Raw genomic sequence first — 20,576 nt, forward strand, 5'->3', positions numbered from 1 at the left:
ATGGCTAGTTAGGGAGGCACGCCAGATGGCTGTACATCCGCTCGATCGATACGCCGGGTCCTGGGCGCTGGTTACCGGGAGTGCACGCCTGGAGGGACTCGGGTTTGCTTTCGCACGCAAACTAGCCGCGCGGCGGGTCAACGTTGTGCTCGTCGACGTCCTCGCTGAGGAACTCGAGGTTCGCGCCGAAGAACTCCGGTCGAGCTACGGGGTATCGGTGCGGGCTCTCCCCGCCGACTTGGGTGACGTCGAATGCATTCGATCGGTGCAGGAAGTCTTGCAGGACACAGACGTCGACATTTTGATCTGCAACCACATGTATACGCCGACTGACACTCCAGAGATCCTCGACATGCCTCTGGATGTGCACAACCACATGATCGACGTAAATGCCCGTGCCTACGTCAACCTGATCTACCGGTTCGGTCAGTTGATGAGGGACCGCCGCCGAGGGGCGATCGTCATCGTGTCGTCGGGTGCCGGACTCGCACCGGCGCCATACACGGGGGCCTACTCCGCCAATAAGGCCTTCCAGATCGCGTTCGGCGAGGCGCTCTGGTACGAACTTCGGTCGAGCGGTGTCGACGTCCTCGTGGTGACCGCCGGGCTGATGAACACGCAGGGCGACGCACTTTCGGGGTATCCGAAGTGGCAGCTCACCGACCGCGACGAGGTGGCCGGCGAGGTGCTGCAGTCGATTGGCCGCAAGCACCTCGTCGCCCCGTGCTGGCAAACCCGCATGACGATACTTCTCACGACGCGACTGATGTCGCGTCGCAGGGCCGTGACGTCAGTGGGGAACTTCATGGCAAGCGGGCTGGGTAAGGATGGTGGTTAAACCCCCACACCCTTGACCATGAACCACTTGGGCACCCGCACTTCGGCCAGCCCCGGCTCCATCCGCACCACGTGTGGCAGTACCGAGGCGAAGTACGGAACCCGCGCCATCGCCGCCGCGGAGAACAGTCGAGTGCCGCCCGGACGCCCGGAAAGCCGCCGCCATGCCGCATACGTGCTGGTCGGGTTGGTCATGCCGGCCTATCTTACTCTGGAGTAAGGAGATCCGGTTCGGTCCGCCGACGCCCTGGTGCGGCCTGCGACGGCGCTGCCGCCCAGCCGGACCGGTCATCGGGGTGTGGGGATTTGGCCGATACCAGGATCTAGGGCATACTGTTCGGGTTGCCTTGCGCCGGGTTTAGGCCTGGTCGGGCATACGACCAGCGCCCACACGGGCGCGTCCGGTCCCATCCTTGGAACGCGAATTTCAGCCTTGAAATAAGCGCGCTAAGGCCGCTTGCGGGCGACACACCCGACCGCGGGGACCGGTGGACCAAGACAGGTAAACAGCGGCGCAACATCCGGGCGTGACGCCAGATCGATTCGGGCGCGCCCAACGGAACACGGGTTCCGGACACGGGAGAGTGAGGTAGGAGAAGCGTGGCGGGACAGAAGATCCGCATCAGGCTCAAGGCCTACGACCACGAGGCCATTGACGCCTCGGCGCGCAAAATCGTCGAGACGGTTGTCCGAACCGGCGCCAGCGTGGTGGGTCCGGTACCACTGCCCACCGAGAAGAACGTGTATTGCGTCATTCGCTCTCCGCATAAGTACAAGGACTCGCGGGAGCACTTCGAAATGCGCACCCACAAGCGACTGATCGACATCCTCGATCCGACACCGAAGACCGTTGACGCGCTGATGCGCATTGATCTGCCTGCCAGCGTCGACGTCAACATCCAGTAGGAGATCTGCGAGCAATGGCGAGAAAGGGCATTCTGGGCACCAAGCTGGGTATGACGCAGGTGTTCGACGAGAACAACCGTGTTGTGCCGGTGACGGTGGTCAAAGCCGGGCCGAACGTGGTGACCCGTATCCGCACACCCGAACGTGACGGCTATAGCGCGGTGCAGCTGGCCTATGGCGAGATCAGTCCTCGTAAGGTCAACAAGCCCCTGGGCGGTCAGTACGCCGCCGCCGGTGTCAACCCCCGTCGGCACTTGGCCGAGTTGCGTCTCGATGATGCCGACGCTGCGGCCGATTATCAGGTGGGCCAGGAACTGACGGCCGAGATCTTTTCTGCCGGTACCTATGTCGACGTGACCGGTACCTCGAAGGGCAAGGGTTTCGCCGGAACCATGAAGCGGCACGGCTTCCGCGGGCAGGGCGCCAGCCACGGCGCTCAGGCGGTGCATCGTCGTCCTGGTTCCATCGGCGGTTGCGCCACTCCGGCTCGGGTGTTCAAGGGCACCCGGATGGCCGGCCGGATGGGTAACGACCGGGTGACGACGCAGAACCTGTTGGTGCACAAGGTCGATGCCGAGAACGGTGTGCTGTTGATCAAGGGGGCCGTGCCCGGCCGCACGGGTGGCCTCGTCATGGTCCGGAGCGCGATCAAACGGGGTGAGAAGTAATGGCTGCCGAAAAGGCCGGGAAAGCCAAAAAGATCGACGTCAAGACGCCGGCCGGGAAGACCGAAGGCTCCGTTGAACTGCCTGCCGAGCTGTTCGATGCACCCGCGAATATCGCCTTGATGCACCAGGTCGTCACCGCGCAGCGGGCGGCGGCCCGGCAGGGCACGCACTCGACCAAGACCCGTGGCGAGGTCCGCGGCGGTGGCCGCAAACCGTACCGGCAGAAGGGCACCGGTCGCGCCCGCCAGGGCTCGACGCGTGCACCGCAGTTCACCGGCGGTGGCGTCGTGCACGGTCCTAGACCCCGCGACTACAGCCAGCGCACTCCGAAAAAGATGATCGCGGCTGCGTTGCGTGGTGCGCTGTCGGACCGGGCCCGCAATGACCGCATCCACGCGATCACCGAGCTGGTGTCGGGCCAGACTCCGTCGACCAAGAGCGCCAAGGCTTTTCTGGGCACGTTGACCGATCGCAAGCAGGTGCTGGTGGTCATCGGGCGTAGCGACGAAACCGGTGCCAAGAGCGTGCGCAACCTGCCTGGTGTGCACATCCTGACGCCGGACCAGCTCAACACCTACGACGTGCTGCGTGCAGACGACGTGGTGTTCTCCGTCGAGGCGCTCAACGCCTACATCGGGGCCGCGGCGGCAAGCGCCGAAAAAGGCACAGAGGAGGTTTCGGCCTGATGGCGACCGTCACTGACCCCCGCGACATCATCCTGGCCCCGGTCATCTCGGAGAAGTCCTACGGCCTGATCGACAACAACGTGTACACGTTCCTGGTGCACCCCGATTCGAACAAGACGCAGATCAAGATCGCGATCGAGAAGATCTTTTCGGTCAAGGTGGCGGCGGTGAACACCGCCAACCGCCAGGGCAAGCGCAAGCGCACCAGGGCCGGATTCGGCAAGCGGAAGAGCACCAAGCGCGCCATCGTGACGCTGGTGCCCGGCAGCAAGCCGATCGACCTGTTCGGAGCACCGGCGTAGCCGGGGATAGAGAGACTTAACAGACATGGGAATTCGCAAGTACAAGCCGACGACGCCGGGTCGCCGCGGTGCCAGCGTCTCCGATTTCGCCGAGATCACTCGCTCCACTCCGGAGAAGTCGTTGGTTCGACCGCTGCACGGTCGTGGTGGACGCAACGCGCACGGCCGGATCACCACTCGCCACCAGGGTGGCGGGCATAAGCGTGCCTACCGGGTGGTTGACTTTCGCCGCAACGACAAGGACGGCGTCAACGCGAAGGTCGCCCACATCGAGTATGACCCCAACCGCACCGCGAACATCGCGCTGCTGCACTACCTGGACGGCGAGAAGCGGTACATCATTGCCCCGCAGGGTCTTTCGCAAGGTGACGTGGTCGAGTCCGGCGCCAACGCCGACATCAAGCCGGGCAATAACCTGCCACTGCGCAATATTCCGTCCGGTACCTTGATCCACGCTGTGGAGCTGCGGCCGGGTGGGGGAGCCAAGCTTGCTCGCTCGGCCGGTTCGAGCATCCAATTGCTCGGCAAGGAAGGCACTTACGCCTCGCTGCGGATGCCCAGCGGTGAGATCCGTCGCGTCGACGTACGCTGCCGCGCCACGGTTGGCGAGGTCGGCAACGCCGAGCAGGCCAACATCAACTGGGGCAAGGCCGGGCGGATGCGCTGGAAGGGCAAGCGCCCGTCGGTGCGTGGTGTGGTGATGAACCCGGTGGACCACCCGCACGGTGGTGGTGAGGGCAAGACCTCCGGTGGTCGTCACCCGGTCAGCCCGTGGGGCAAGCCTGAGGGGCGTACTCGCCGGAGCCACAAGACCAGCGACAAGCTCATCGTCCGACGCCGGCGCACCGGCAAGAAACACTCGCGCTAGAGGCAGCCAGGAGTAGCCAGATATGCCACGCAGCCTGAAAAAAGGTCCGTTCGTCGACGACCATCTGTTGAAGAAGGTCGACGTGCAGAACGAGAAGAACACCAAGCAGGTCATCAAGACCTGGTCGCGACGGTCGACCATCATTCCCGACTTCATCGGTCACACGTTCGCGGTCCACGACGGCCGCAAGCACGTGCCGGTGTTCGTCACCGAGGCGATGGTGGGCCACAAGCTGGGTGAGTTCGCGCCGACACGCACCTTCAAGGGACACATCAAGGACGACCGGAAGGCCAAGCGGCGATGACCACTGCTACTGAATTTCCTTCTGCGGTCGCCAAGGCACGCTTTGTGCGGGTATCGCCGACCAAGGCACGGCGGGTGATCAACCTGGTACGCGGCAAGTCGGTGGCAGAGGCACTGGACATTCTGCGCTGGGCGCCGCAGGCGGCCAGCCTGCCGGTGGCCAAGGTCATCGCGAGCGCCGCGGCCAACGCCCAGAACAACAACGGCTTAGACCCGGCGACTTTGGTGGTGGCCTCGGTCTTCGCCGACGATGGTCCGACCGCCAAGCGAATCCGGCCGCGCGCCCAGGGCCGCGCCTTCCGGATTCGCCGACGCACCAGCCACATCACCGTGGTGGTGGAAAGCCGGCCGACCAAGGATGTCCGGGGTTCGCAATCCGCCAGCGCGGCCCGCGCCCGCCGCGCGCAGGGCAGTAAGGCTGCCGCGGGGAAGGCGCCGGCCAAGAAGGCAACTGCGGAGAAGGCCCCGGCTAAGAAGGCTGCCGCCGAAAAAGCGCCCGCGAAGAAGGCGCCCGCAAAGAAGGCATCCGCCGCGAAGTCCACTGGGACTTCTGAGACTTCGGAACCGAAGGGAGGCTCGCAGTAGTGGGCCAGAAGATCAATCCGCACGGATTCCGCCTCGGTATCACGACCGACTGGAAATCCCGGTGGTACGCGGATAAGCAATACGCGGAGTACGTCAAGGAGGACGTGGCGATTCGTCGGCTGCTGTCCACCGGCTTGGAACGCGCCGGGATTGCCGACGTGGAGATCGAGCGCACCCGGGACCGAGTTCGGGTGGACATCCACACCGCCCGGCCGGGTATCGTCATCGGCCGCCGCGGCACCGAGGCCGACCGGATCCGCGCGGATCTGGAGAAGTTGACCGGCAAGCAGGTCCAACTCAACATCCTGGAAGTGAAAAACCCTGAGTCGCAAGCTCAGTTGGTGGCACAGGGTGTCGCAGAGCAGCTGAGCAACCGTGTTGCTTTCCGGCGCGCGATGCGCAAAGCCATCCAGTCGGCCATGCGTCAGCCCAATGTCAAGGGCATCCGGGTGCAGTGCTCGGGCCGCCTCGGCGGCGCGGAAATGAGCCGCTCGGAGTTCTACCGTGAGGGCCGGGTTCCGCTGCACACGTTGCGCGCCGACATCGACTACGGACTCTACGAGGCCAAGACCACCTTCGGCCGCATCGGGGTGAAAGTCTGGATCTACAAGGGCGACATCGTTGGTGGCAAGCGCGAATTGGTCGCTCCTTCAGCGGCCGGTGCCGAACGTCCTCGCCGCGAGCGGCCGTCGGGCACCCGTCCGCGCCGCAGCGGCGCCGCGGGCACCACGGCGACCAGCACCGAGGCCGGACGCGCCGCCTCGGGCGCTGAGGAGGCTGCCGCCCCATCGGCCGCTGCCCTTCCGGACGAGCCGGCCCTCGAGACGCCGAGTACGGAGGGCTGAATCATGTTGATTCCCCGCAAGGTCAAGCACCGCAAGCAACACCATCCCCGTCAGCGCGGGATCGCCAGCGGTGGCACCCAGGTCAGTTTCGGTGACTACGGCATCCAGGCACTGGAGCATGCCTACGTCACCAACCGGCAGATCGAGGCCGCGCGTATCGCCATCAACCGCCACATCAAGCGTGGCGGCAAGGTGTGGATCAACATCTTCCCGGATCGCCCGCTCACCAAGAAGCCGGCGGAGACCCGAATGGGTTCCGGTAAGGGCTCGCCCGAGTGGTGGGTCGCCAACGTCAAGCCGGGCCGGATCCTCTTCGAGCTCAGCTACCCGAATGAAACGATCGCTCGGGACGCGTTGACCCGAGCAATCCACAAGCTGCCGATCAAGGCACGCATCGTTACCCGAGAGGACCAGTTCTGATGGCAGTGGGAATTTCCCCTGGCGAACTGCGCGAGCTCACCGATGAGGAGCTGATCGACCGGCTGCGTGAATCCAAGGAAGAGCTGTTCAATCTGCGCTTCCAGATGGCGACCGGCCAGCTCAGCAACAATCGTCGACTCCGCACGGTGCGCCACGAGATTGCACGCGTCTACACCGTGCTACGTGAACGTGAACTGGGCCTGGCCGCGGGCCCCAATGGCGCTGAAAACGAGGACTCCTAATGGCAGAAGCGAAAACCGGCTCGGGGGCCGCAGCGAAGAAGGCCGCGCCGAAGGCGTCCAAGGCCGCTCCCAAAGCCGCGACGAAAGACACGGCGGGCGGTGTCAAGGGTTCCAAACACACACCGCGTACCCCGAAGCCACGCGGTCAGCGTAAGACCCGCATCGGCTTCGTGGTGAGCGACAAGATGCAGAAAACCATCGTCGTCGAGCTGGAAGACCGTAGGCGCCATCCGCTGTACGGCAAGATCATCCGGACCACGAAGAAGGTCAAGGCGCACGACGAGCACGGCGATGCCGGCATCGGCGACCGCGTCTCGCTGATGGAGACTCGCCCGCTGTCGGCGACGAAGCGTTGGCGACTCGTCGAGATCCTGGAAAGGGCCAAGTAACGGCCTAGTCGATCGCAAAGCCCCCGAAACCACCGAGTTTCGGGGGCTTTAGCGTCTCGTCATCGGCCATTGCCCCTGCGGGTATAGGCTGCATCCGGAATCCCGGGGGTGTACCACGAGAGTGAGGCCAGCGATGGCGACCGAGTTCAACGGCAAGATCGAGCTGGATATCCGTGATTCCGAACCGGATTGGGGTCCATTCGCAGCGCCGACGGCGCCGGAGAACGCCCCTAACGTTCTCTATCTGGTGTGGGATGACACCGGTATCGCGACCTGGGATTGCTTTGGCGGCCTGGTCGAGATGCCGGCGATGACGCGCATCGCCGAGCGCGGCGTCCGGCTGTCGCAATTTCACACCACGGCACTGTGTTCACCGACCAGGGCGTCGTTGCTGACTGGTCGCAACGCCACCACCGTCGGCATGGCCATGATCGAAGAATTCACCGAGGGTTTCCCAAATTCCAACGGTCGGATTCCGTTCGAAACCGCGCTGCTCTCGGAGGTGCTCGCCGAACGCGGCTACAACACCTACTGCGTCGGCAAGTGGCACCTGACGCCACTTGAGGAATCCAATCTGGCCTCCACCAGGCGACACTGGCCGACGTCGCGCGGCTTTGAACGGTTCTACGGGTTCATGGGCGGCGAAACCGATCAGTGGTATCCAGACCTGGTCTATGACAACCATCCGGTTCCTCCGCCGGGGACGCCCGAGGACGGTTATCACCTGTCGAAGGACATCGCCGACAAGACGATTGAGTTCATCCGGGATGCCAAGGTGATCGCGCCCGACAAGCCGTGGTTCAGCTATGTCTGCCCCGGCGCCGGGCATGCTCCGCATCACGTCTTCAAGGAGTGGGCGGACCGTTACGCCGGCAAGTTCGACATGGGCTATGAGCGCTACCGCGAGATCGTGCTGGAGAAGCAGAAGGCGATGGGCATCGTGCCGCCGGACACCGAGCTGTCTCCGGTGAACCCGTACCTCGACGTGAAAGGGCCCGACGGGCAGCCGTGGCCACTGCAAGACACGGTGCGTCGGTGGGACTCGTTGACCGACGAAGAGAAAAAGTTGTTCGGCCGGATGGCCGAGGTTTTCGCCGGCTTCCTGAGCTATACCGATGCCCAGATCGGCCGAATCCTGGACTATCTCGAGGAATCGGGCCAGCTGGACAACACGGTCATCGTGGTCATCTCCGACAACGGCGCCAGCGGTGAGGGCGGTCCGAACGGATCGGTGAACGAAGGCAAGTTCTTTAACGGCTACATCGACACCGTCGAAGAGAGCATGAAGGTATTCGATCACCTCGGCGGGCCGGAGACCTACAACCACTATCCGATCGGGTGGGCGATGGCCTTCAACACGCCCTACAAGCTCTACAAGCGCTACGCCTCACATGAAGGTGGTATTGCCGATACGGCGATCATCTCCTGGCCCAACGGCATTGCGGCGCACGGCGAGGTCCGTGACAACTACGTCAACGTTTCCGACATCACCCCGACCATCTACGAGCTGTTGGACATCAAACCGCCGGAAACCGTCAAGGGCATCCCTCAGAAACCGTTGGACGGTGTGAGTTTCAAAGCGGCACTTGCCGATCCAACTATCGACACCGGCAAGCAGACCCAGTTTTACACCATGCTGGGTACCCGCGGGATCTGGCACAACGGCTGGTTCGCCAATACCGTCCATGCGGCTACTCCGGCAGGCTGGGGCCACTTCGACGCCGATCGTTGGGAGCTCTTCCACATCGAAGCCGACCGCAGCCAGTGCCACGACCTGGCCGCTGAGCACCCCGACAAGCTGGAAGAGCTTAAGGCGCTGTGGTTTTCCGAGGCCGCCAAGTACAACGGACTGCCACTGGCGGATCTGAACATCCTCGAAACGCTGTCGCGGACGCGGCCGTACCTGGTGAGTGAGCGGGATAGCTACGTCTACTACCCCGACTGCGCAGACGTCGGCATCGGCGCCGCGGCCGAAATTCGGGGCCGCTCGTTCGCGGTGCTGGCCGAGGTGATTGTGGACACCACCGGCGCGGAAGGCGTGCTGTTCAAGCAAGGTGGCGCGCACGGCGGGCATGTGCTGTTCATCCAGGACGGACGGCTGCACTACGTCTACAACTTCCTCGGTGAGCGCCAGCAGCTGATTTCGTCGTCGGAGCCGGTGCCGCTGGGCAGACACCTGCTCGGCGTCCGCTATTCGCGGACTGGAACCGTGCAGAACAGCCACACGCCGCTCGGTGATGCCACGTTGTTCATCGATGACGTCGTGGTGGGCGCGCTCGCCGAGGTGACGGCGCACCCGGGGACCTTCGGATTGGCGGGTGCCGGCATCACGGTCGGACGCAACGGCGGGTCGGCGGTGTCCAGCCGCTACAAGGTGCCGTTCGCGTTCACGGGCGGAACCATCGCCCAGGTCACCGTCGACCTAACCGGGCGGCCGTACGAAGACCTGGAAAAGGAACTGGCGCTGGCTTTTTCGCGTGACTGAGATCCCTTTGAGGTCGGCGGCGGCGTGCCTGGTGGCGATCGCTGTGCTTTCCGGGTGCGTGAGGGCAACCGGAGGCAGCGCCGTCCGGGCCGGTGAGTCGGTGATGTCGACGACAACCAACGCGTTGAGGACGCAGCAACCCACAACGAGCGCCGGTACACCCCTTCCCGGGATCGAGACAACGCTGCCGGATCACATCCCACCCAATGCATTCGTCTGTTTTCCGGAGCCGACCGGGGTCGGCGTCGGCACCGTCGCGCTAGTCGCCGACCCGGCCGCACCGAGAATCACCATCACGGTGCCCGACGGCTGGACTTCTGAGTCCGGACAAGGTGATGTGGCGTTGACGCTCACCGGACCCGACGCCATGACGGGGACGGTGACCATTGCCGCGACAACGCTCGACCCAGCCGCGGCCTTCGCGGACTACGCGGCCACGCTGCGGCGCTCAAAGCCCGATTTGCAGGTGGACACCGCCGGCGCCAAGTTCTGCGGATACAGCAGCCAGCGGCTCACCGGCACATTCGTCGGCCCGCCGGGCACGCTCGATTTCGCCGACCGGATCACCCACATCTGGACTAACACCAACAAATACCTGGTCACCATGCACCTGGAAGGGCCGGCCGACACCCCTGGATTCGACCTGGCGAAAACCGCGCTGATGCAGGACTTCGCGGTGGTCATACCCTGAACGTATGCCCACCGCGCTGGTCTCACTGCCGTCCGGATCATTCCGCATGGGGTCGACGAGCTTTTACCCCGAGGAAGCGCCGATCCACACGGTGACCGTGCCCGGCTTCGCCGTGGAACGGCATCCGGTGACCAATGATCAGTTCGCCGAATTTGTCTCCGCGACAGGGTATATGACGGTCGCCGAGCAACCTATCGACCCCGCTCTCTATCCCGGAGTCGACCCCGGCGAGCTGCTCGCGGGCGCGATGGTGTTTCGTCCGACGCCGGGTCCGGTCGACCTGCGCGATTGGCGGCACTGGTGGGTCTGGGCGCCGGGTGCGAGCTGGCGGCACCCGTTCGGGCCGGACAGCGACATTGCGGACCGGGCCGATCATCCGGTGGTGCAGGTGGCCTACCCCGATGCCGCGGCGTATGCGCGCTGGGCTGGGCGGCGGCTGCCGACGGAGGCCGAGTGGGAGTACGCGGCTCGCGGCGGAGCCACCACCACCTATGCATGGGGCGACGAGGAGAAACCCGCCGGAAAGCTGATGGCCAACACCTGGCAGGGCAGCTTCCCCTACCGCAACGATGGTGCGCTTGGCTGGGCCGGAACCTCACCGGTGGGCGCATTCCCGCCGAACGGGTTTGGCCTTGTCGACATGATCGGCAATGTCTGGGAATGGACCGCCACCGAATTCTCCGCCCATCACCGGCTGAATCAGCCGCCGAAGACGTGTTGCGCACCATCGAGGCCCGCCGACCCGACCATCGCGCAGACGCTCAAGGGTGGCTCCCACCTGTGCGCACCGGAATACTGCCACCGGTATCGGCCGGCAGCGCGGTCACCGCAATCGCAGGACACCGCCACTACCCACATCGGATTCCGATGTGTGAGCGACCTGCCTGCTAGCTGATGGCGTCGACCGCGCTGACGACTTTCGATTGAAAGTCGGGCGGCAGCGGGATGTAGCCGTGCTTGTCCAGGTCGATCTGGCCGGGCCCAAGCGTCGCCTGTAGGGCCGCTTTGACCGCCGCGCCGACCGCGGGGTCGGCGTATTTGGAGCAAACGATCTCGTAAGTGGCCATGACGATCGGGTAGACGGCGTCCTGGCTGGGGTTGTAGAACGACGACAGGTCGAGCACCAGGTTGTTGCCTTTGCCGACGAACTTGGCCCCGGCAATGGTTTTGCCGACCGAGTCGGTGCCGATGCGCACCGGGCGTCTCGACTTGCGGCTTGCCGGGGTTTTGATCTCGGCGGCGTAAAGTCCCTCGTCCATCGCGTAGGACAGCTCGTTATACGTGATCGCGCCCTCGGTGTTCTTCACCATCGCCGAGGTGCCGTCGTTGCCCTTGGCGCCGGTGCCGACGCCGCCTTTGAACTCCCTGCCGGTGCCCTGGGTCCAGGTTCCGCCGGATGCGGACTGTAGGTAGGCCTGGAAGTTGGCCGTGCTGCCGGATTTATCGCTGCGGTAGACGACTTTGATGTCCTCCGGCGGCATGGACGCGTTCAGCGCGGTGATCGCAGGGTCGTCCCAGCGCTTGATGCTGCCATTGAAGATCCCGGCCAGCGTGTCCGCGTCGAGCACCAAAAAGTCGACGTTGAGGTTGTAGGTAACGGCCAGCGGGTCGAACACCACCGGTAGGTTCCAGGCGTCGGCGCCGCCGCATCGTTGCTTGGCGGGGGCGTACTGGTCTTCGGCCAGCGGAATGTCCGATCCGGCGAAGTCGGTCTTACCCGCGAGGAAATCGCTGACTCCGTTGCCCGACCCGTTCGGGGTGTAGCTGAGCGTGTGCCCTGGGCAGGCCTTGCCGTACGCACTGACAAACGACTTCATCGCGTTGGTTTGCGCGGTTGAGCCGCTGGCGTTGATGGCCGCCTTTCCGCCGCAGGTCACGACCTCGCTGGCGTAGGCCATGCTGGTGTGGGGAACCTCGCATCCCGACAGCACGATGGCACCCGCTGCCAGCAAACTCGTGGCGGCCAGTAATCGCTTGTGCTTCATGTTGATTGCCTCACCCGGAACGTCGACACCTGTTGAGAATTGCAGCTATTGAATTGCCCATGCAAACAAATATCAGATTAACTCGTAAACGTCGCGACCGCGCCGCGTCGCAAGGCGAAAGTGCCGATCTGGTACCGATCTTGAACTGCGCATTACCGCTAAATGGACAGCGGATGACGGGACTTTGGAGTCTTGCGGGGCAAAGTTATTTCGCCGCGCAGCCCGCACCGGTATTCGCTAACCTGACCCCGTGCTGCGCCGACTGTCGCGACTTTCCGGTGACGACCAATGACCACTGAAGCTCCGCCCGCTGCGCCGCCGTCGCCGCCGGCGCGCAAGCGGTCGCGACGGGGCATCGCGATCGGTCTGGCGATTCTGCTGGCTTTCTTCGCTACCTACGGCCTATCGCTGCTCGGCGTCCGTGCACTGCAGAAATCGGAGGGTCCGCTGCCGCCACTGGACCTCAGCCAGGCCGGCCCCGATGACACCGTCGTGCAGATACGTCTCCAAGAGCTGAAGCCCACGACGAATCGCCTGACGGTGAATGTGATCATCTACCCGGGCGAGTCGCTCTATGACAAACGCTTCGATGAGCTGAACACCGACATCGCCGTGCGGCTGTACCCGCCGAACGACCTGGGCGACCTGGTTTTCCCGAAAGGAAAAGCGCCTGCGCAGGTCACCACCACGATCGAGGCACACGGCGATCCCGGTAGCTGGCCATTCGACTCGTACCGCACCGAGCCACAGTCGGCCGATGTGTTCGTTGGGACTGGCCTCAACCGCAAACGGATACCCGCCATTGTCCAGGTCACCGGATTGATGGACGGCTGGGACGCCGAAGTCCAGCGCAATACCGACACCAGCGAAACCGGAAACCACAACAACAGCAACGTGGTCCTCACCCTGCAACGGGCCAAAGGCCCGCTGATCTTCGACCTGGGCATCATCGTGGTCCTGGTCAGCCTGCCTACCTTGGCGCTGTTGGTGGCCATTCCGATGGCATTGGGCAGGCGGAAGTTCGTGCCGCCGTTCGCCACCTGGTATGCCGCGAACCTGTTCGCCATCGTTCCGTTGCGCAACATCCTTCCCGGCGCCCCACCGCCTGGTTCCATGATCGACCAAGCCCTGGTGCAATGGGTGCTGCTCGCGCTGGCGACGGCGATGACGTTGTACATCTTCGCCTGGGTCCGGCAAGGGGACTGACGCGTCAAGCGCCGTGGCAGGTGAGCGCAACGCGCGCTATCACGCTGTCGGAGGTCAACAAGTTGGTCTCGACATCGCCGTAGAAGTAGCTATTGTCGGAGCCCCAGTTGGCGGTCTGCACGACGGTGGCATACACGGGTTTGTGCCCAATCGCATCGGCGTTGCCGCCGACGTTGAAGTCGCTGAGGCGCTGCGGATTTGACCCGTCGGGGTTCATCGTCCACCAGTCGGTGCCGTGTGACGGGTTGCCGGCGTTGGACATCCACAACACCTGCCCGTCGGGTGTGTAGCGGGGATGCTCGTTGTAGCTGTCGCCTCGGGTGAGTCGCGTGATTGCGCCGGACTTGAGGTCGAGGCGGTAGATCTGGTTGTGCCAAAAGTTGTGGTTTTCGAAGTCGCTGGTGAACACCAGCGACGAGGAATCGGCCGAGAAGCCGCCGGTTTCGTTCATTGCATCGCCGGGGGGCGAGACGGTGCGGATGTCAGACAGCGACGGTGTGCCGTCTTGGCTGACGTTGAAGTCGGCCACCTTGATCATCCAGAATCCGGCAAACCGGTTCGGGTTCAGGACCTTCGGGGACTTGGTGCGCTCGGTCCATTCGAGCAGCCGGCCGTCGGGCGAGAATTCCGGGATCATGGTGCCGTGGTCTTTGTCGGTCGGGACGTCGGTGAGCTGCCAGGCACGTGAACCGTCGGCGCTGGCCACCCACAGGTCCGAGTAGCTACCCCATCCCGGTGTCGCGGGCACCGAATTGCCCGGGTGATCAGATTTCTCGGCGACGAACGCCATGAACTTGCCCGACGGGCTCCATACCGGGGAGCCGGTAGTGCGTTGCGGGAAATTCGCTGCACCGACACCGAACCGTGCAGGGTTGGCGCCGTCCGGCTTGACCGTATAGATGTGGTAGCGACCGTCACTGCCCTTGGCGTTGTAGGCCAGCAGATCGTCGGCCTTCGACCAGTCCGCGCCGTAGGCGTCCTTTTGGAACACCTGATAGCTGATCGGCGGCCCGCATCCGGGGCGCCCGACGGATCGTCCCGGGGTCGATTCGGAACCGTGACGCGCGACCGGCAGGTGGGCGCACGAGGTGCAGAGCACAACCGACACCGCTACCCAGACCCGCAGCGTGCGGGCCGAAAACCGGGTCAACATGAGCAACCGGGACACCCTTCCGCGGCCGGGCGGCGATGCGTCAGTGGCAACGGTAATCGACGCTGGCCAGGAATTTGGCTCTGAGCAGGTCTTCACCTAGACTCTAGGGGTTGCCGTGAGCAGACCTCGGCCGGCTTAACTCAGTCGGCCCTGCGTGCCCTTCGGCGACGAAGACCATGCTCGGCCGGGTCTCTGGTGGTACGTCGTCGGAAAACGTTGTAAAACGGCGGTCCTACCAGGATGGCAGCGCGTGGGCGTGCATACGTGAACCAGGTCAGGAGATCTAGTGATTCAGCAGGAATCGCGGCTGAAGGTGGCTGACAACACCGGCGCCCGGGAGATCTTGTGTATCCGCGTGCTCGGCGGCTCGTCGCGTCGATACGCCGGAATCGGCGACGTCATCGTGGCGACGGTCAAAGAGGCCATCCCCGGCGGCAACGTCAAACGCGGTGAGGTGGTGAAGGCCGTCGTGGTGCGCACTGTCAAAGAGCGCCGCCGCCCAGATGGCAGCTACATCAAGTTCGACGAGAACGCTGCCGTCATCATCAAGCCCGACAACGACCCGCGTGGAACCCGTATTTTCGGGCCGGTCGGCCGCGAACTGCGGGAGAAGCGCTTCATGAAGATTGTGTCGCTGGCCCCGGAGGTGTTGTAGGTGAAGATCCACAAGGGCGACACCGTCCTGGTCATCTCCGGCAAGGACAAGGGCGCCAAGGGCAAGGTGCTGCAGGCCTACCCGACCCGCAACAAGGTGCTCGTCGAGGGCGTCAACCGGATTAAGAAGCACACCCCGATCTCGACCAACCAGCGCGGCGCGCGGTCGGGCGGGATCGTCACGCAGGAAGCCCCGATCCACGTCTCCAACGTGATGGTGGTCGACTCCGACGGCAAGCCCGCCCGGGTCGGCTATCGAGTCGACGAGGAGACTGGCAAGCGGGTCCGCATCTCCAAGCGCAACGGCAAGGACATCCAGGCATGACGACGGCAGAGAAAGTTCAGCCACGGCTCAAAGTGCGCTACCGCGAAGAGATTCGGGATGCGCTCAATCAAGAGTTCAAGTACGCCAACGTAATGCAAATCCCGACCGTGGTGAAGGTCGTGGTCAACATGGGCGTCGGCGACGCCGCCCGTGACGCCAAGCTGATCAACGGCGCGGTCAGCGACCTGGCGGCGATCACCGGGCAGCGGCCCGAGATCCGCAAGGCGCGAAAGTCGATCGCGCAGTTCAAATTGCGCGAGGGTATGCCTATCGGCGCGCGGGTGACCCTGCGCGGCGACCGGATGTGGGAGTTTCTCGACCGGCTCACGTCTATTGCGTTGCCACGTATCCGTGACTTCCGCGGGCTGTCGCCCAAGCAGTTCGACGGTGCCGGCAACTACACCTTCGGACTGGCCGAGCAGTCGGTGTTCCATGAGATCGACGTGGACAAGATCGACCGGGTCCGGGGCATGGACATCACCGTCGTCACCTCGGCGACGATCGACGACGAAGGACGAGCGCTGTTGCGTGCCCTCGGCTTTCCGTTCAAGGAGAACTGACCAGATGGCGAAGAAGGCATTAGTCAACAAAGCCGCGCGCAAACCCAAGTTCGCGGTGCGCGCGTACACCCGCTGCAATAAGTGCGGCCGCCCGCGCGCGGTGCTCCGCAAGTTCGGGCTGTGCAGGATTTGCCTGCGCGAGATGGCGCACGCGGGCGAACTGCCCGGCGTGCAGAAGAGCAGCTGGTAACACCGCTACTACCCAACGAGACCAAACCGAGAACAGGTGCGCAGCAGGCCCACTGGACGACTCTCTGGCTGGGAACCACCGCGAGGAAGGCAACACCGCTGTCATGACGATGACGGACCCGATCGCAGACTTTTTGACACGTCTGCGCAACGCCAATTCGGCGTACCACGACGAGGTGACACTGCCGCATTCGAAGATCAAGGCCAACATCGCCGAGATCCTCAAGCGGGAGGGTTACATCAACGACTACCACACCGAAGACGCACGCGTCGGCAAGGCGTTGGTGGTTCAGCTCAAGTACGGGCCCAGCCGGGAGCGCAGCATCGCCGGTCTGCGGCGGGTGTCCAAGCCCGGATTGCGGGTGTACGCGAAGTCCACCGGCCTGCCGCGGGTGCTCGGCGGCCTTGGGGTAGCGATCATCTCGACCTCCTCGGGCCTGCTCACCGACCGTCAGGCAGCCAGACAGGGCGTGGGCGGCGAAGTCCTCGCGTACGTGTGGTGAGGGGGTAACCATGTCGCGCATTGGTAAGCAGCCGATTCCGATCCCCACCGGGGTCGATGTGACGATCGACGGCCAGAACGTCTTGGTGAAGGGGCCCAAGGGCACCTTGGACCTGAAGGTCGCCGAACCGATCACCGTGGCACGCAATGAGGACGGCGCCATCGTGGTCACCCGTCCCGATGACGAGCGGCACAACCGCTCGTTGCACGGGTTGTCGCGCACCCTGGTCTCCAACCTGGTGACCGGGGTGACAGCGGGTTACACCATCAAGATGGAGATCTTCGGCGTCGGCTATCGCGTGCAGCTGAAGGGTTCCAACCTCGAGTTCGCGCTGGGTTACAGCCATCCCGTGCTCATTGAGGCGCCGGAAGGCGTCACCTTCGCGGTCGAGTCACCGACAAAGTTCTCGATCGCCGGGATTGACAAGCAGAAGGTCGGCCAGATCGCGGCGAACATCCGTCGCCTGCGCCGCTCAGACCCGTACAAGGGGAAGGGCGTGCGCTACGAGGGCGAACAGATCCGCCGCAAGGTCGGAAAGACAGGTAAGTAGTCATGGCGCAATCAAAAACTGATACCGCCGCGCCAGGCCCGGTGGGCCAGGGCGTATCCGCCGCGCGGCGGAAGGGCCGGCTGCGACGGCACGCGCGGCTGCGCAAGAAGATCTCGGGCACGCCGGAGCGTCCCCGGCTGGTCGTGCACCGGTCGTCGCGGCACATCCACGTGCAGCTGGTCAACGATCTCACTGGCACCACGCTGGCCGCCGCCTCGTCCATCGAGGCCGACGTGCGAGGCGTGGACGGCGACAAGAAGGCTCACAGTGTGCGGGTCGGCCAGCTGATCGCCGAGCGGGCCAAGGCCGCCGGTATCGAAACGGTGGTGTTCGACCGCGGGGGGTACACCTACGGCGGGCGGATCGCAGCGCTGGCCGACGCCGCGCGCGAGAGCGGATTGAGATTCTGATGACAAGCTTTGACAACGGAAGGACCGCATGATGGCGGAGCAACCGGCTGGAACAGCCGGCCAGGCGGCCGGCACGGCTGCGGGCACCGGTGACAGCCGCGGCGAGGGCCGTGACAACCGCGGCGAAGGCCGTGACAACCGCGGCGAGGGCCGGGGCCGTCGGGACGATCGCCGCGGTGGTCGCGACCGCGACGGCGACAAGAGCAACTACCTGGAGCGGGTCGTTACCATCAACCGCGTTTCGAAGGTGGTCAAGGGTGGTCGGCGATTCAGCTTCACCGCTTTGGTCATCGTCGGTGATGGCAACGGGATGGTCGGTGTCGGCTACGGCAAGGCCAAGGAAGTCCCGGCCGCGATCGCGAAAGGTGTTGAGGAGGCGCGTAAGGGCTTCTTCCGGGTGCCGCTGATCGGCGGCACCATTACCCATCCGGTGCAGGGTGAGGCCGCTGCGGGCGTCGTGCTGTTACGTCCGGCCAGTCCCGGTACCGGTGTGATCGCGGGTGGTGCTGCCCGCGCGGTGCTGGAATGCGCTGGCGTACGCGACATTCTGGCCAAGTCGTTGGGCAGCGACAACGCGATCAACGTGGTGCACGCCACGGTGGCTGCGCTCAAACTTTTGCAGCGCCCCGAGGAAGTGGCCGCCCGGCGCGGACTGCCGATCGAGGATGTCGCACCGGCCGGCATGCTGCGCGCCCGGCGGGAAAGCGAGCGGCTGGCCGCCACTGCGAACACTGCACGTGAAGGAACGGCATAACCCATGGCCGCAGGAAAAACACCACAAATGCAGCTGAAGATCACTCAGGTGCGCGGCACGATCGGCGCCCGCTGGAAGCAGCGAGAGAGCCTGCGCACCTTGGGGCTCCGGCGGATCCGTCATTCGGTCATCCGCGAGGACAACGCGCAGACCCGCGGGCTGATCGCGGCCGTGCGTCACCTCGTTGAGGTGGAGCCGGCTGACTCGGCGACGGGAGATAGCACCAAATGACGATCAAACTGCACGACCTGGCGCCTGCGCCAGGGTCGAAAACCAAGCGCACCCGTGTCGGTCGCGGTGAGGGCTCCAAGGGTAAGACCGCGGGCCGCGGCACCAAGGGCACCAAGGCCCGGAAGAACGTGCCGGTGACCTTCGAGGGCGGGCAGATGCCGATTCACATGCGGCTGCCCAAGCTCAAGGGCTTCCGCAACCGGTTCCGCACCCAATACGAGATCGTCAACGTCGGGGACATCAATCGGCTGTTCCCGCAAGGTGGTTCGGTCGGTGTCGACGAGCTGGTGGCCAAGGGCGCGGTGCGCAAGAACTCGCTCGTCAAGGTCCTCGGCGACGGCAAGCTCACCGCCAAGGTGGACGTCACGGCTCACAAGTTCAGCGGCAGCGCACGCGAGAAGATCACCGCCGCAGGCGGCTCGGCTACCGAGCTCTAGGCTTGCGGGCGCGCACCCAGCACGTCGCGGAACAGTGCTTGGCGCAAGGCCAGTTCGCGTGGATCGCTGCACAGATGGAAACCCATCCGGTTCATCAGGTAGGCGAACCCTGTTCCGGTGTCGGGATCGGCGAATCCGAACGAGCCGCCGAGCCCTGGTGTGCCGAACGCCTTGTCGGACGAACCGAACACGCACAACGGCGCCGACTTTGACAGTCCCAACGAAAAGACGGTGTTGACGCGCAGCACCTTGTCCCGCCGTCCGCGGCTCGGTGCGGTCGGTTCGGCCATCAGCTCGCTGAGCACGGTCGGCGTCAGGCCCAGCGCAGCATCTCCGGTCGCGGCGGCACCGTAGAGCTGCGCGACCGCGCCCGCTGTCCCGATCCCGTTGGCCGACGGGATCTCGATGGCGCGCACGTCGTCGCGGTTGTAGTCGCCGGCCCATGGCACGACGCCGCGGGGCAGAGCGGCAGAACGGGCGAGCAGGCCGACTGGATTGAATGACGCGGCCACAAGTGCTGCTGGCATGACGTTGAGATGCAAAAGAACTTCCGGGCGCGACCAGTCGTGCAGGAGCGCGACCCGGTCGTGCGACACCGAATCCGGCAGTCCGATATGCAGGTCCAGCCCCATCGGCCCGGCTATCTCGTCGGCGAGGAACCGACCCAGCGTACGACCCGCCGGGTCGGTTCGACGGATCAGCTCGGATTCGTACCAGCCCAGCGTGATCCCGTGATACCCGTGCCGGGTCCCCGGTGGCCACGCGGGTTTCTGGGCCGCTAGCATCGCCGAAAGCCTCACCGGGTCGGCGACATCCCGCACGGTTGGCGCTGGTTTCAGCACACACAATCCGGCCTGGTGGCCCAGCAGCTGCCGGACGGTCACATCGGCCTTGCCCGCCTGCGCAAACTCCGGCCAGTGCTCGACTACCTTGTCGTCGTAGCCGAACGATCCGCGCGACGCTGCCAAGGCAACGGCAAGGGCGGCAACACCTTTGGTCGTGGAGAACATGTTGACCATGGTGTCGTGCTGCCAGGGCGCCTTGGCGATTCCGTCGCGGTAGCCGCCCCACAGGTCGACCACCTTGACGCCGTTGCGATACACGGCGATCGCGGCGCCGACCTCGCGACCGGCCGCGAAGTTGGCGCGGAATGCATCGGCGACCTTGCCATAACCCTCGTCGACGTCTCCGCCGACCAGGTCCGGCAACACGGTGACTTTGAGAACCATTTACTGGTTATACCGCTTACTGGTCATACCGTGACCGCCGTTACGCGAACCGTCGCGGTCCTTGTTTTCTGAGAAATTTTTAGGCAAAGTTAATTCTTTCTTCCGGGAGTCGCCGTGAGCCTTAACAAGCAGGTCCGCCGCTCTTTGTCATTGGCGCTGTTCG

General features: G+C 64.5%; 30 protein-coding genes and 1 pseudogene. 27 read left to right on the top strand and 4 right to left on the bottom strand.

What is annotated here, in order from left to right; genetic code table 11:
• The coding region (locus VNW74_RS03405; RefSeq protein WP_325675204.1) for an SDR family NAD(P)-dependent oxidoreductase at nucleotides 1-838 on the top strand (838 nt) is incomplete at its 5' end.
• A gap of 14 nt (nucleotides 839-852) precedes the next feature.
• Here the strand turns inward: VNW74_RS03405 and VNW74_RS03410 are convergent.
• Nucleotides 853-1,032, bottom strand: a pseudogene (locus VNW74_RS03410) (DUF4442 domain-containing protein); the annotation flags it as partial.
• 405 nt (nucleotides 1,033-1,437) lie between these two features.
• Between VNW74_RS03410 and rpsJ the strand changes: the two are divergent.
• From rpsJ to VNW74_RS03480, 14 genes are all read left to right on the top strand, one after another.
• Nucleotides 1,438-1,743 carry a 30S ribosomal protein S10 gene (gene rpsJ / locus VNW74_RS03415; RefSeq protein ID WP_003873519.1) on the top strand — a complete coding sequence of 102 codons (306 nt, stop codon included), beginning with the start codon at nucleotides 1,438-1,440 and terminating at the stop codon, nucleotides 1,741-1,743.
• Nucleotides 1,744-1,757: 14 nt separating this feature from the next.
• Nucleotides 1,758-2,411: a 50S ribosomal protein L3 gene (gene rplC / locus VNW74_RS03420; protein WP_325675205.1), complete on the top strand. Its 654-nt coding sequence runs from the start codon at nucleotides 1,758-1,760 to the stop codon at nucleotides 2,409-2,411.
• Complete coding sequence (gene rplD, locus VNW74_RS03425; protein WP_325675206.1) at nucleotides 2,411-3,097, top strand: 50S ribosomal protein L4; 687 nt, start codon at nucleotides 2,411-2,413, stop codon at nucleotides 3,095-3,097. Before rplC ends, rplD begins: the two co-directional genes overlap by 1 nt.
• Nucleotides 3,097-3,399 carry a 50S ribosomal protein L23 gene (rplW, locus tag VNW74_RS03430; RefSeq protein ID WP_325675207.1) on the top strand — a complete coding sequence of 101 codons (303 nt, stop codon included), beginning with the start codon at nucleotides 3,097-3,099 and terminating at the stop codon, nucleotides 3,397-3,399. Before rplD ends, rplW begins: the two co-directional genes overlap by 1 nt.
• A 25-nt stretch (nucleotides 3,400-3,424) precedes the next feature.
• Entirely contained in the window at nucleotides 3,425-4,267 is an 843-nt protein-coding gene (gene rplB / locus VNW74_RS03435; RefSeq protein WP_325675208.1) for a 50S ribosomal protein L2, read from the top strand.
• A 22-nt stretch (nucleotides 4,268-4,289) separates the two neighbouring features.
• A complete protein-coding gene (gene rpsS, locus VNW74_RS03440) occupies nucleotides 4,290-4,571 on the top strand; it encodes a 30S ribosomal protein S19 (protein WP_010908582.1) in 282 nt (93 codons plus the stop codon).
• On the top strand, nucleotides 4,568-5,155 hold the full coding sequence (rplV, locus tag VNW74_RS03445; protein WP_325675209.1) for a 50S ribosomal protein L22: 588 nt from the start codon (nucleotides 4,568-4,570) through the stop codon (nucleotides 5,153-5,155). The genes rpsS and rplV overlap by 4 nt, the downstream gene beginning before the upstream one ends.
• Nucleotides 5,155-6,000, top strand: coding sequence for a 30S ribosomal protein S3 (gene rpsC, locus VNW74_RS03450; RefSeq protein ID WP_325675210.1), 846 nt, complete (start codon nucleotides 5,155-5,157; stop codon nucleotides 5,998-6,000). Before rplV ends, rpsC begins: the two co-directional genes overlap by 1 nt.
• Nucleotides 6,001-6,003: 3 nt before the next feature.
• Nucleotides 6,004-6,420 (top strand): 50S ribosomal protein L16, encoded by a 417-nt coding sequence (rplP, locus tag VNW74_RS03455; RefSeq protein ID WP_325675211.1) that lies wholly within the window; start codon nucleotides 6,004-6,006, stop codon nucleotides 6,418-6,420.
• Nucleotides 6,420-6,662 carry a 50S ribosomal protein L29 gene (rpmC, locus tag VNW74_RS03460; protein WP_325675212.1) on the top strand — a complete coding sequence of 81 codons (243 nt, stop codon included), beginning with the start codon at nucleotides 6,420-6,422 and terminating at the stop codon, nucleotides 6,660-6,662. Before rplP ends, rpmC begins: the two co-directional genes overlap by 1 nt.
• On the top strand, nucleotides 6,662-7,051 hold the full coding sequence (rpsQ, locus tag VNW74_RS03465) for a 30S ribosomal protein S17 (RefSeq protein ID WP_325675213.1): 390 nt from the start codon (nucleotides 6,662-6,664) through the stop codon (nucleotides 7,049-7,051). The genes rpmC and rpsQ overlap by 1 nt, the downstream gene beginning before the upstream one ends.
• Nucleotides 7,052-7,184: 133 nt before the next feature.
• Nucleotides 7,185-9,536: an arylsulfatase gene (locus VNW74_RS03470; protein WP_325675214.1), complete on the top strand. Its 2,352-nt coding sequence runs from the start codon at nucleotides 7,185-7,187 to the stop codon at nucleotides 9,534-9,536.
• Nucleotides 9,529-10,227, top strand: coding sequence for a hypothetical protein (locus VNW74_RS03475; protein WP_325675215.1), 699 nt, complete (start codon nucleotides 9,529-9,531; stop codon nucleotides 10,225-10,227). The genes VNW74_RS03470 and VNW74_RS03475 overlap by 8 nt, the downstream gene beginning before the upstream one ends.
• A gap of 4 nt (nucleotides 10,228-10,231) precedes the next feature.
• Complete coding sequence (locus VNW74_RS03480) at nucleotides 10,232-11,122, top strand: formylglycine-generating enzyme family protein (RefSeq protein ID WP_325675216.1); 891 nt, start codon at nucleotides 10,232-10,234, stop codon at nucleotides 11,120-11,122.
• Here the strand turns inward: VNW74_RS03480 and pstS are convergent.
• Nucleotides 11,115-12,212 (bottom strand): phosphate ABC transporter substrate-binding protein PstS, encoded by a 1,098-nt coding sequence (gene pstS / locus VNW74_RS03485; RefSeq protein ID WP_325675217.1) that lies wholly within the window; start codon nucleotides 12,210-12,212, stop codon nucleotides 11,115-11,117. The two genes, VNW74_RS03480 and pstS, sit on opposite strands and share 8 nt — an antisense overlap.
• 288 nt (nucleotides 12,213-12,500) lie before the next feature.
• Between pstS and VNW74_RS03490 the strand changes: the two genes are divergently transcribed.
• A complete protein-coding gene (locus tag VNW74_RS03490) occupies nucleotides 12,501-13,418 on the top strand; it encodes a DUF4436 domain-containing protein (protein WP_325675218.1) in 918 nt (305 codons plus the stop codon).
• A 4-nt stretch (nucleotides 13,419-13,422) separates the two neighbouring features.
• Here the strand turns inward: VNW74_RS03490 and VNW74_RS03495 are convergent, their stop codons facing one another.
• A complete protein-coding gene (locus VNW74_RS03495; RefSeq protein ID WP_325675219.1) occupies nucleotides 13,423-14,409 on the bottom strand; it encodes a hypothetical protein in 987 nt (328 codons plus the stop codon).
• A 97-nt stretch (nucleotides 14,410-14,506) separates the two neighbouring features.
• On the opposite strand from VNW74_RS03495, the gene VNW74_RS03500 reads away from it, so the two are divergent.
• The 11 genes from VNW74_RS03500 to rplO all read left to right on the top strand — a co-directional run bounded on the left by VNW74_RS03500 (nucleotide 14,507) and on the right by rplO (nucleotide 19,184).
• Nucleotides 14,507-14,671 carry a hypothetical protein gene (locus tag VNW74_RS03500; RefSeq protein WP_325675220.1) on the top strand — a complete coding sequence of 55 codons (165 nt, stop codon included), beginning with the start codon at nucleotides 14,507-14,509 and terminating at the stop codon, nucleotides 14,669-14,671.
• 186 nt (nucleotides 14,672-14,857) lie between these two features.
• The gene (gene rplN, locus VNW74_RS03505) at nucleotides 14,858-15,226 is read left to right on the top strand and encodes a 50S ribosomal protein L14 (protein ID WP_325675221.1); all 369 of its coding nucleotides are present in this window, start codon (nucleotides 14,858-14,860) and stop codon (nucleotides 15,224-15,226) included.
• Complete coding sequence (gene rplX, locus VNW74_RS03510; protein WP_325675222.1) at nucleotides 15,227-15,550, top strand: 50S ribosomal protein L24; 324 nt, start codon at nucleotides 15,227-15,229, stop codon at nucleotides 15,548-15,550.
• Nucleotides 15,547-16,110, top strand: a complete 564-nt coding sequence (rplE, locus tag VNW74_RS03515; protein ID WP_325675223.1) for a 50S ribosomal protein L5 — start codon at nucleotides 15,547-15,549, stop codon at nucleotides 16,108-16,110. Before rplX ends, rplE begins: the two co-directional genes overlap by 4 nt.
• Before the next feature lie 4 nt (nucleotides 16,111-16,114).
• Nucleotides 16,115-16,300 carry a type Z 30S ribosomal protein S14 gene (locus VNW74_RS03520; RefSeq protein WP_019737213.1) on the top strand — a complete coding sequence of 62 codons (186 nt, stop codon included), beginning with the start codon at nucleotides 16,115-16,117 and terminating at the stop codon, nucleotides 16,298-16,300.
• Nucleotides 16,301-16,403: 103 nt separating this feature from the next.
• Nucleotides 16,404-16,802, top strand: coding sequence for a 30S ribosomal protein S8 (gene rpsH / locus VNW74_RS03525; protein WP_325675224.1), 399 nt, complete (start codon nucleotides 16,404-16,406; stop codon nucleotides 16,800-16,802).
• Between the two features lie 10 nt (nucleotides 16,803-16,812).
• Complete coding sequence (gene rplF, locus VNW74_RS03530; RefSeq protein WP_325675225.1) at nucleotides 16,813-17,352, top strand: 50S ribosomal protein L6; 540 nt, start codon at nucleotides 16,813-16,815, stop codon at nucleotides 17,350-17,352.
• A gap of 41 nt (nucleotides 17,353-17,393) precedes the next feature.
• Entirely contained in the window at nucleotides 17,394-17,762 is a 369-nt protein-coding gene (rplR, locus tag VNW74_RS03535; protein WP_325675236.1) for a 50S ribosomal protein L18, read from the top strand.
• Nucleotides 17,763-17,793: 31 nt separating this feature from the next.
• Nucleotides 17,794-18,516: a 30S ribosomal protein S5 gene (rpsE, locus tag VNW74_RS03540; protein WP_414686586.1), complete on the top strand. Its 723-nt coding sequence runs from the start codon at nucleotides 17,794-17,796 to the stop codon at nucleotides 18,514-18,516.
• Nucleotides 18,517-18,543: 27 nt separating this feature from the next.
• Nucleotides 18,544-18,747 carry a 50S ribosomal protein L30 gene (gene rpmD, locus VNW74_RS03545; RefSeq protein ID WP_325675227.1) on the top strand — a complete coding sequence of 68 codons (204 nt, stop codon included), beginning with the start codon at nucleotides 18,544-18,546 and terminating at the stop codon, nucleotides 18,745-18,747.
• On the top strand, nucleotides 18,744-19,184 hold the full coding sequence (rplO, locus tag VNW74_RS03550; RefSeq protein WP_325675228.1) for a 50S ribosomal protein L15: 441 nt from the start codon (nucleotides 18,744-18,746) through the stop codon (nucleotides 19,182-19,184). Before rpmD ends, rplO begins: the two co-directional genes overlap by 4 nt.
• Here the strand turns inward: rplO and VNW74_RS03555 are convergent.
• Nucleotides 19,181-20,413, bottom strand: coding sequence for a serine hydrolase domain-containing protein (locus tag VNW74_RS03555; protein WP_325675229.1), 1,233 nt, complete (start codon nucleotides 20,411-20,413; stop codon nucleotides 19,181-19,183). The genes rplO and VNW74_RS03555 overlap by 4 nt on opposite strands.
• Nucleotides 20,414-20,576: the final 163 nt, after the last annotated feature.

The sequence above is a fragment of the Mycobacterium sp. genome (assembly GCF_035570115.1).
Lineage (GTDB): Bacteria > Actinomycetota > Actinomycetes > Mycobacteriales > Mycobacteriaceae > Mycobacterium.

Coding starts and splice junctions, on each gene's coding strand:
- rpsS (WP_010908582.1), top strand. CDS start 4,290: ATGCCACGCAGCCTGAAAAAAGGTCCGTTCGTCGACGACCATCTGTTG.
- rpsQ (WP_325675213.1), top strand. CDS start 6,662: ATGGCAGAAGCGAAAACCGGCTCGGGGGCCGCAGCGAAGAAGGCCGCG.
- rplB (WP_325675208.1), top strand. CDS start 3,425: ATGGGAATTCGCAAGTACAAGCCGACGACGCCGGGTCGCCGCGGTGCC.
- rpsH (WP_325675224.1), top strand. CDS start 16,404: ATGACGATGACGGACCCGATCGCAGACTTTTTGACACGTCTGCGCAAC.
- VNW74_RS03480 (WP_325675216.1), top strand. CDS start 10,232: ATGCCCACCGCGCTGGTCTCACTGCCGTCCGGATCATTCCGCATGGGG.
- rplW (WP_325675207.1), top strand. CDS start 3,097: ATGGCGACCGTCACTGACCCCCGCGACATCATCCTGGCCCCGGTCATC.
- VNW74_RS03520 (WP_019737213.1), top strand. CDS start 16,115: ATGGCGAAGAAGGCATTAGTCAACAAAGCCGCGCGCAAACCCAAGTTC.
- rpmD (WP_325675227.1), top strand. CDS start 18,544: ATGCAGCTGAAGATCACTCAGGTGCGCGGCACGATCGGCGCCCGCTGG.
- rplP (WP_325675211.1), top strand. CDS start 6,004: ATGTTGATTCCCCGCAAGGTCAAGCACCGCAAGCAACACCATCCCCGT.
- rplV (WP_325675209.1), top strand. CDS start 4,568: ATGACCACTGCTACTGAATTTCCTTCTGCGGTCGCCAAGGCACGCTTT.
- VNW74_RS03555 (WP_325675229.1), bottom strand. CDS start 20,413: ATGGTTCTCAAAGTCACCGTGTTGCCGGACCTGGTCGGCGGAGACGTC.
- VNW74_RS03490 (WP_325675218.1), top strand. CDS start 12,501: ATGACCACTGAAGCTCCGCCCGCTGCGCCGCCGTCGCCGCCGGCGCGC.
- pstS (WP_325675217.1), bottom strand. CDS start 12,212: ATGAAGCACAAGCGATTACTGGCCGCCACGAGTTTGCTGGCAGCGGGT.
- rpsE (WP_414686586.1), top strand. CDS start 17,794: ATGGCGGAGCAACCGGCTGGAACAGCCGGCCAGGCGGCCGGCACGGCT.
- rplD (WP_325675206.1), top strand. CDS start 2,411: ATGGCTGCCGAAAAGGCCGGGAAAGCCAAAAAGATCGACGTCAAGACG.
- rplF (WP_325675225.1), top strand. CDS start 16,813: ATGTCGCGCATTGGTAAGCAGCCGATTCCGATCCCCACCGGGGTCGAT.
- rplC (WP_325675205.1), top strand. CDS start 1,758: ATGGCGAGAAAGGGCATTCTGGGCACCAAGCTGGGTATGACGCAGGTG.
- VNW74_RS03470 (WP_325675214.1), top strand. CDS start 7,185: ATGGCGACCGAGTTCAACGGCAAGATCGAGCTGGATATCCGTGATTCC.
- rpmC (WP_325675212.1), top strand. CDS start 6,420: ATGGCAGTGGGAATTTCCCCTGGCGAACTGCGCGAGCTCACCGATGAG.
- rplE (WP_325675223.1), top strand. CDS start 15,547: ATGACGACGGCAGAGAAAGTTCAGCCACGGCTCAAAGTGCGCTACCGC.
- rplO (WP_325675228.1), top strand. CDS start 18,744: ATGACGATCAAACTGCACGACCTGGCGCCTGCGCCAGGGTCGAAAACC.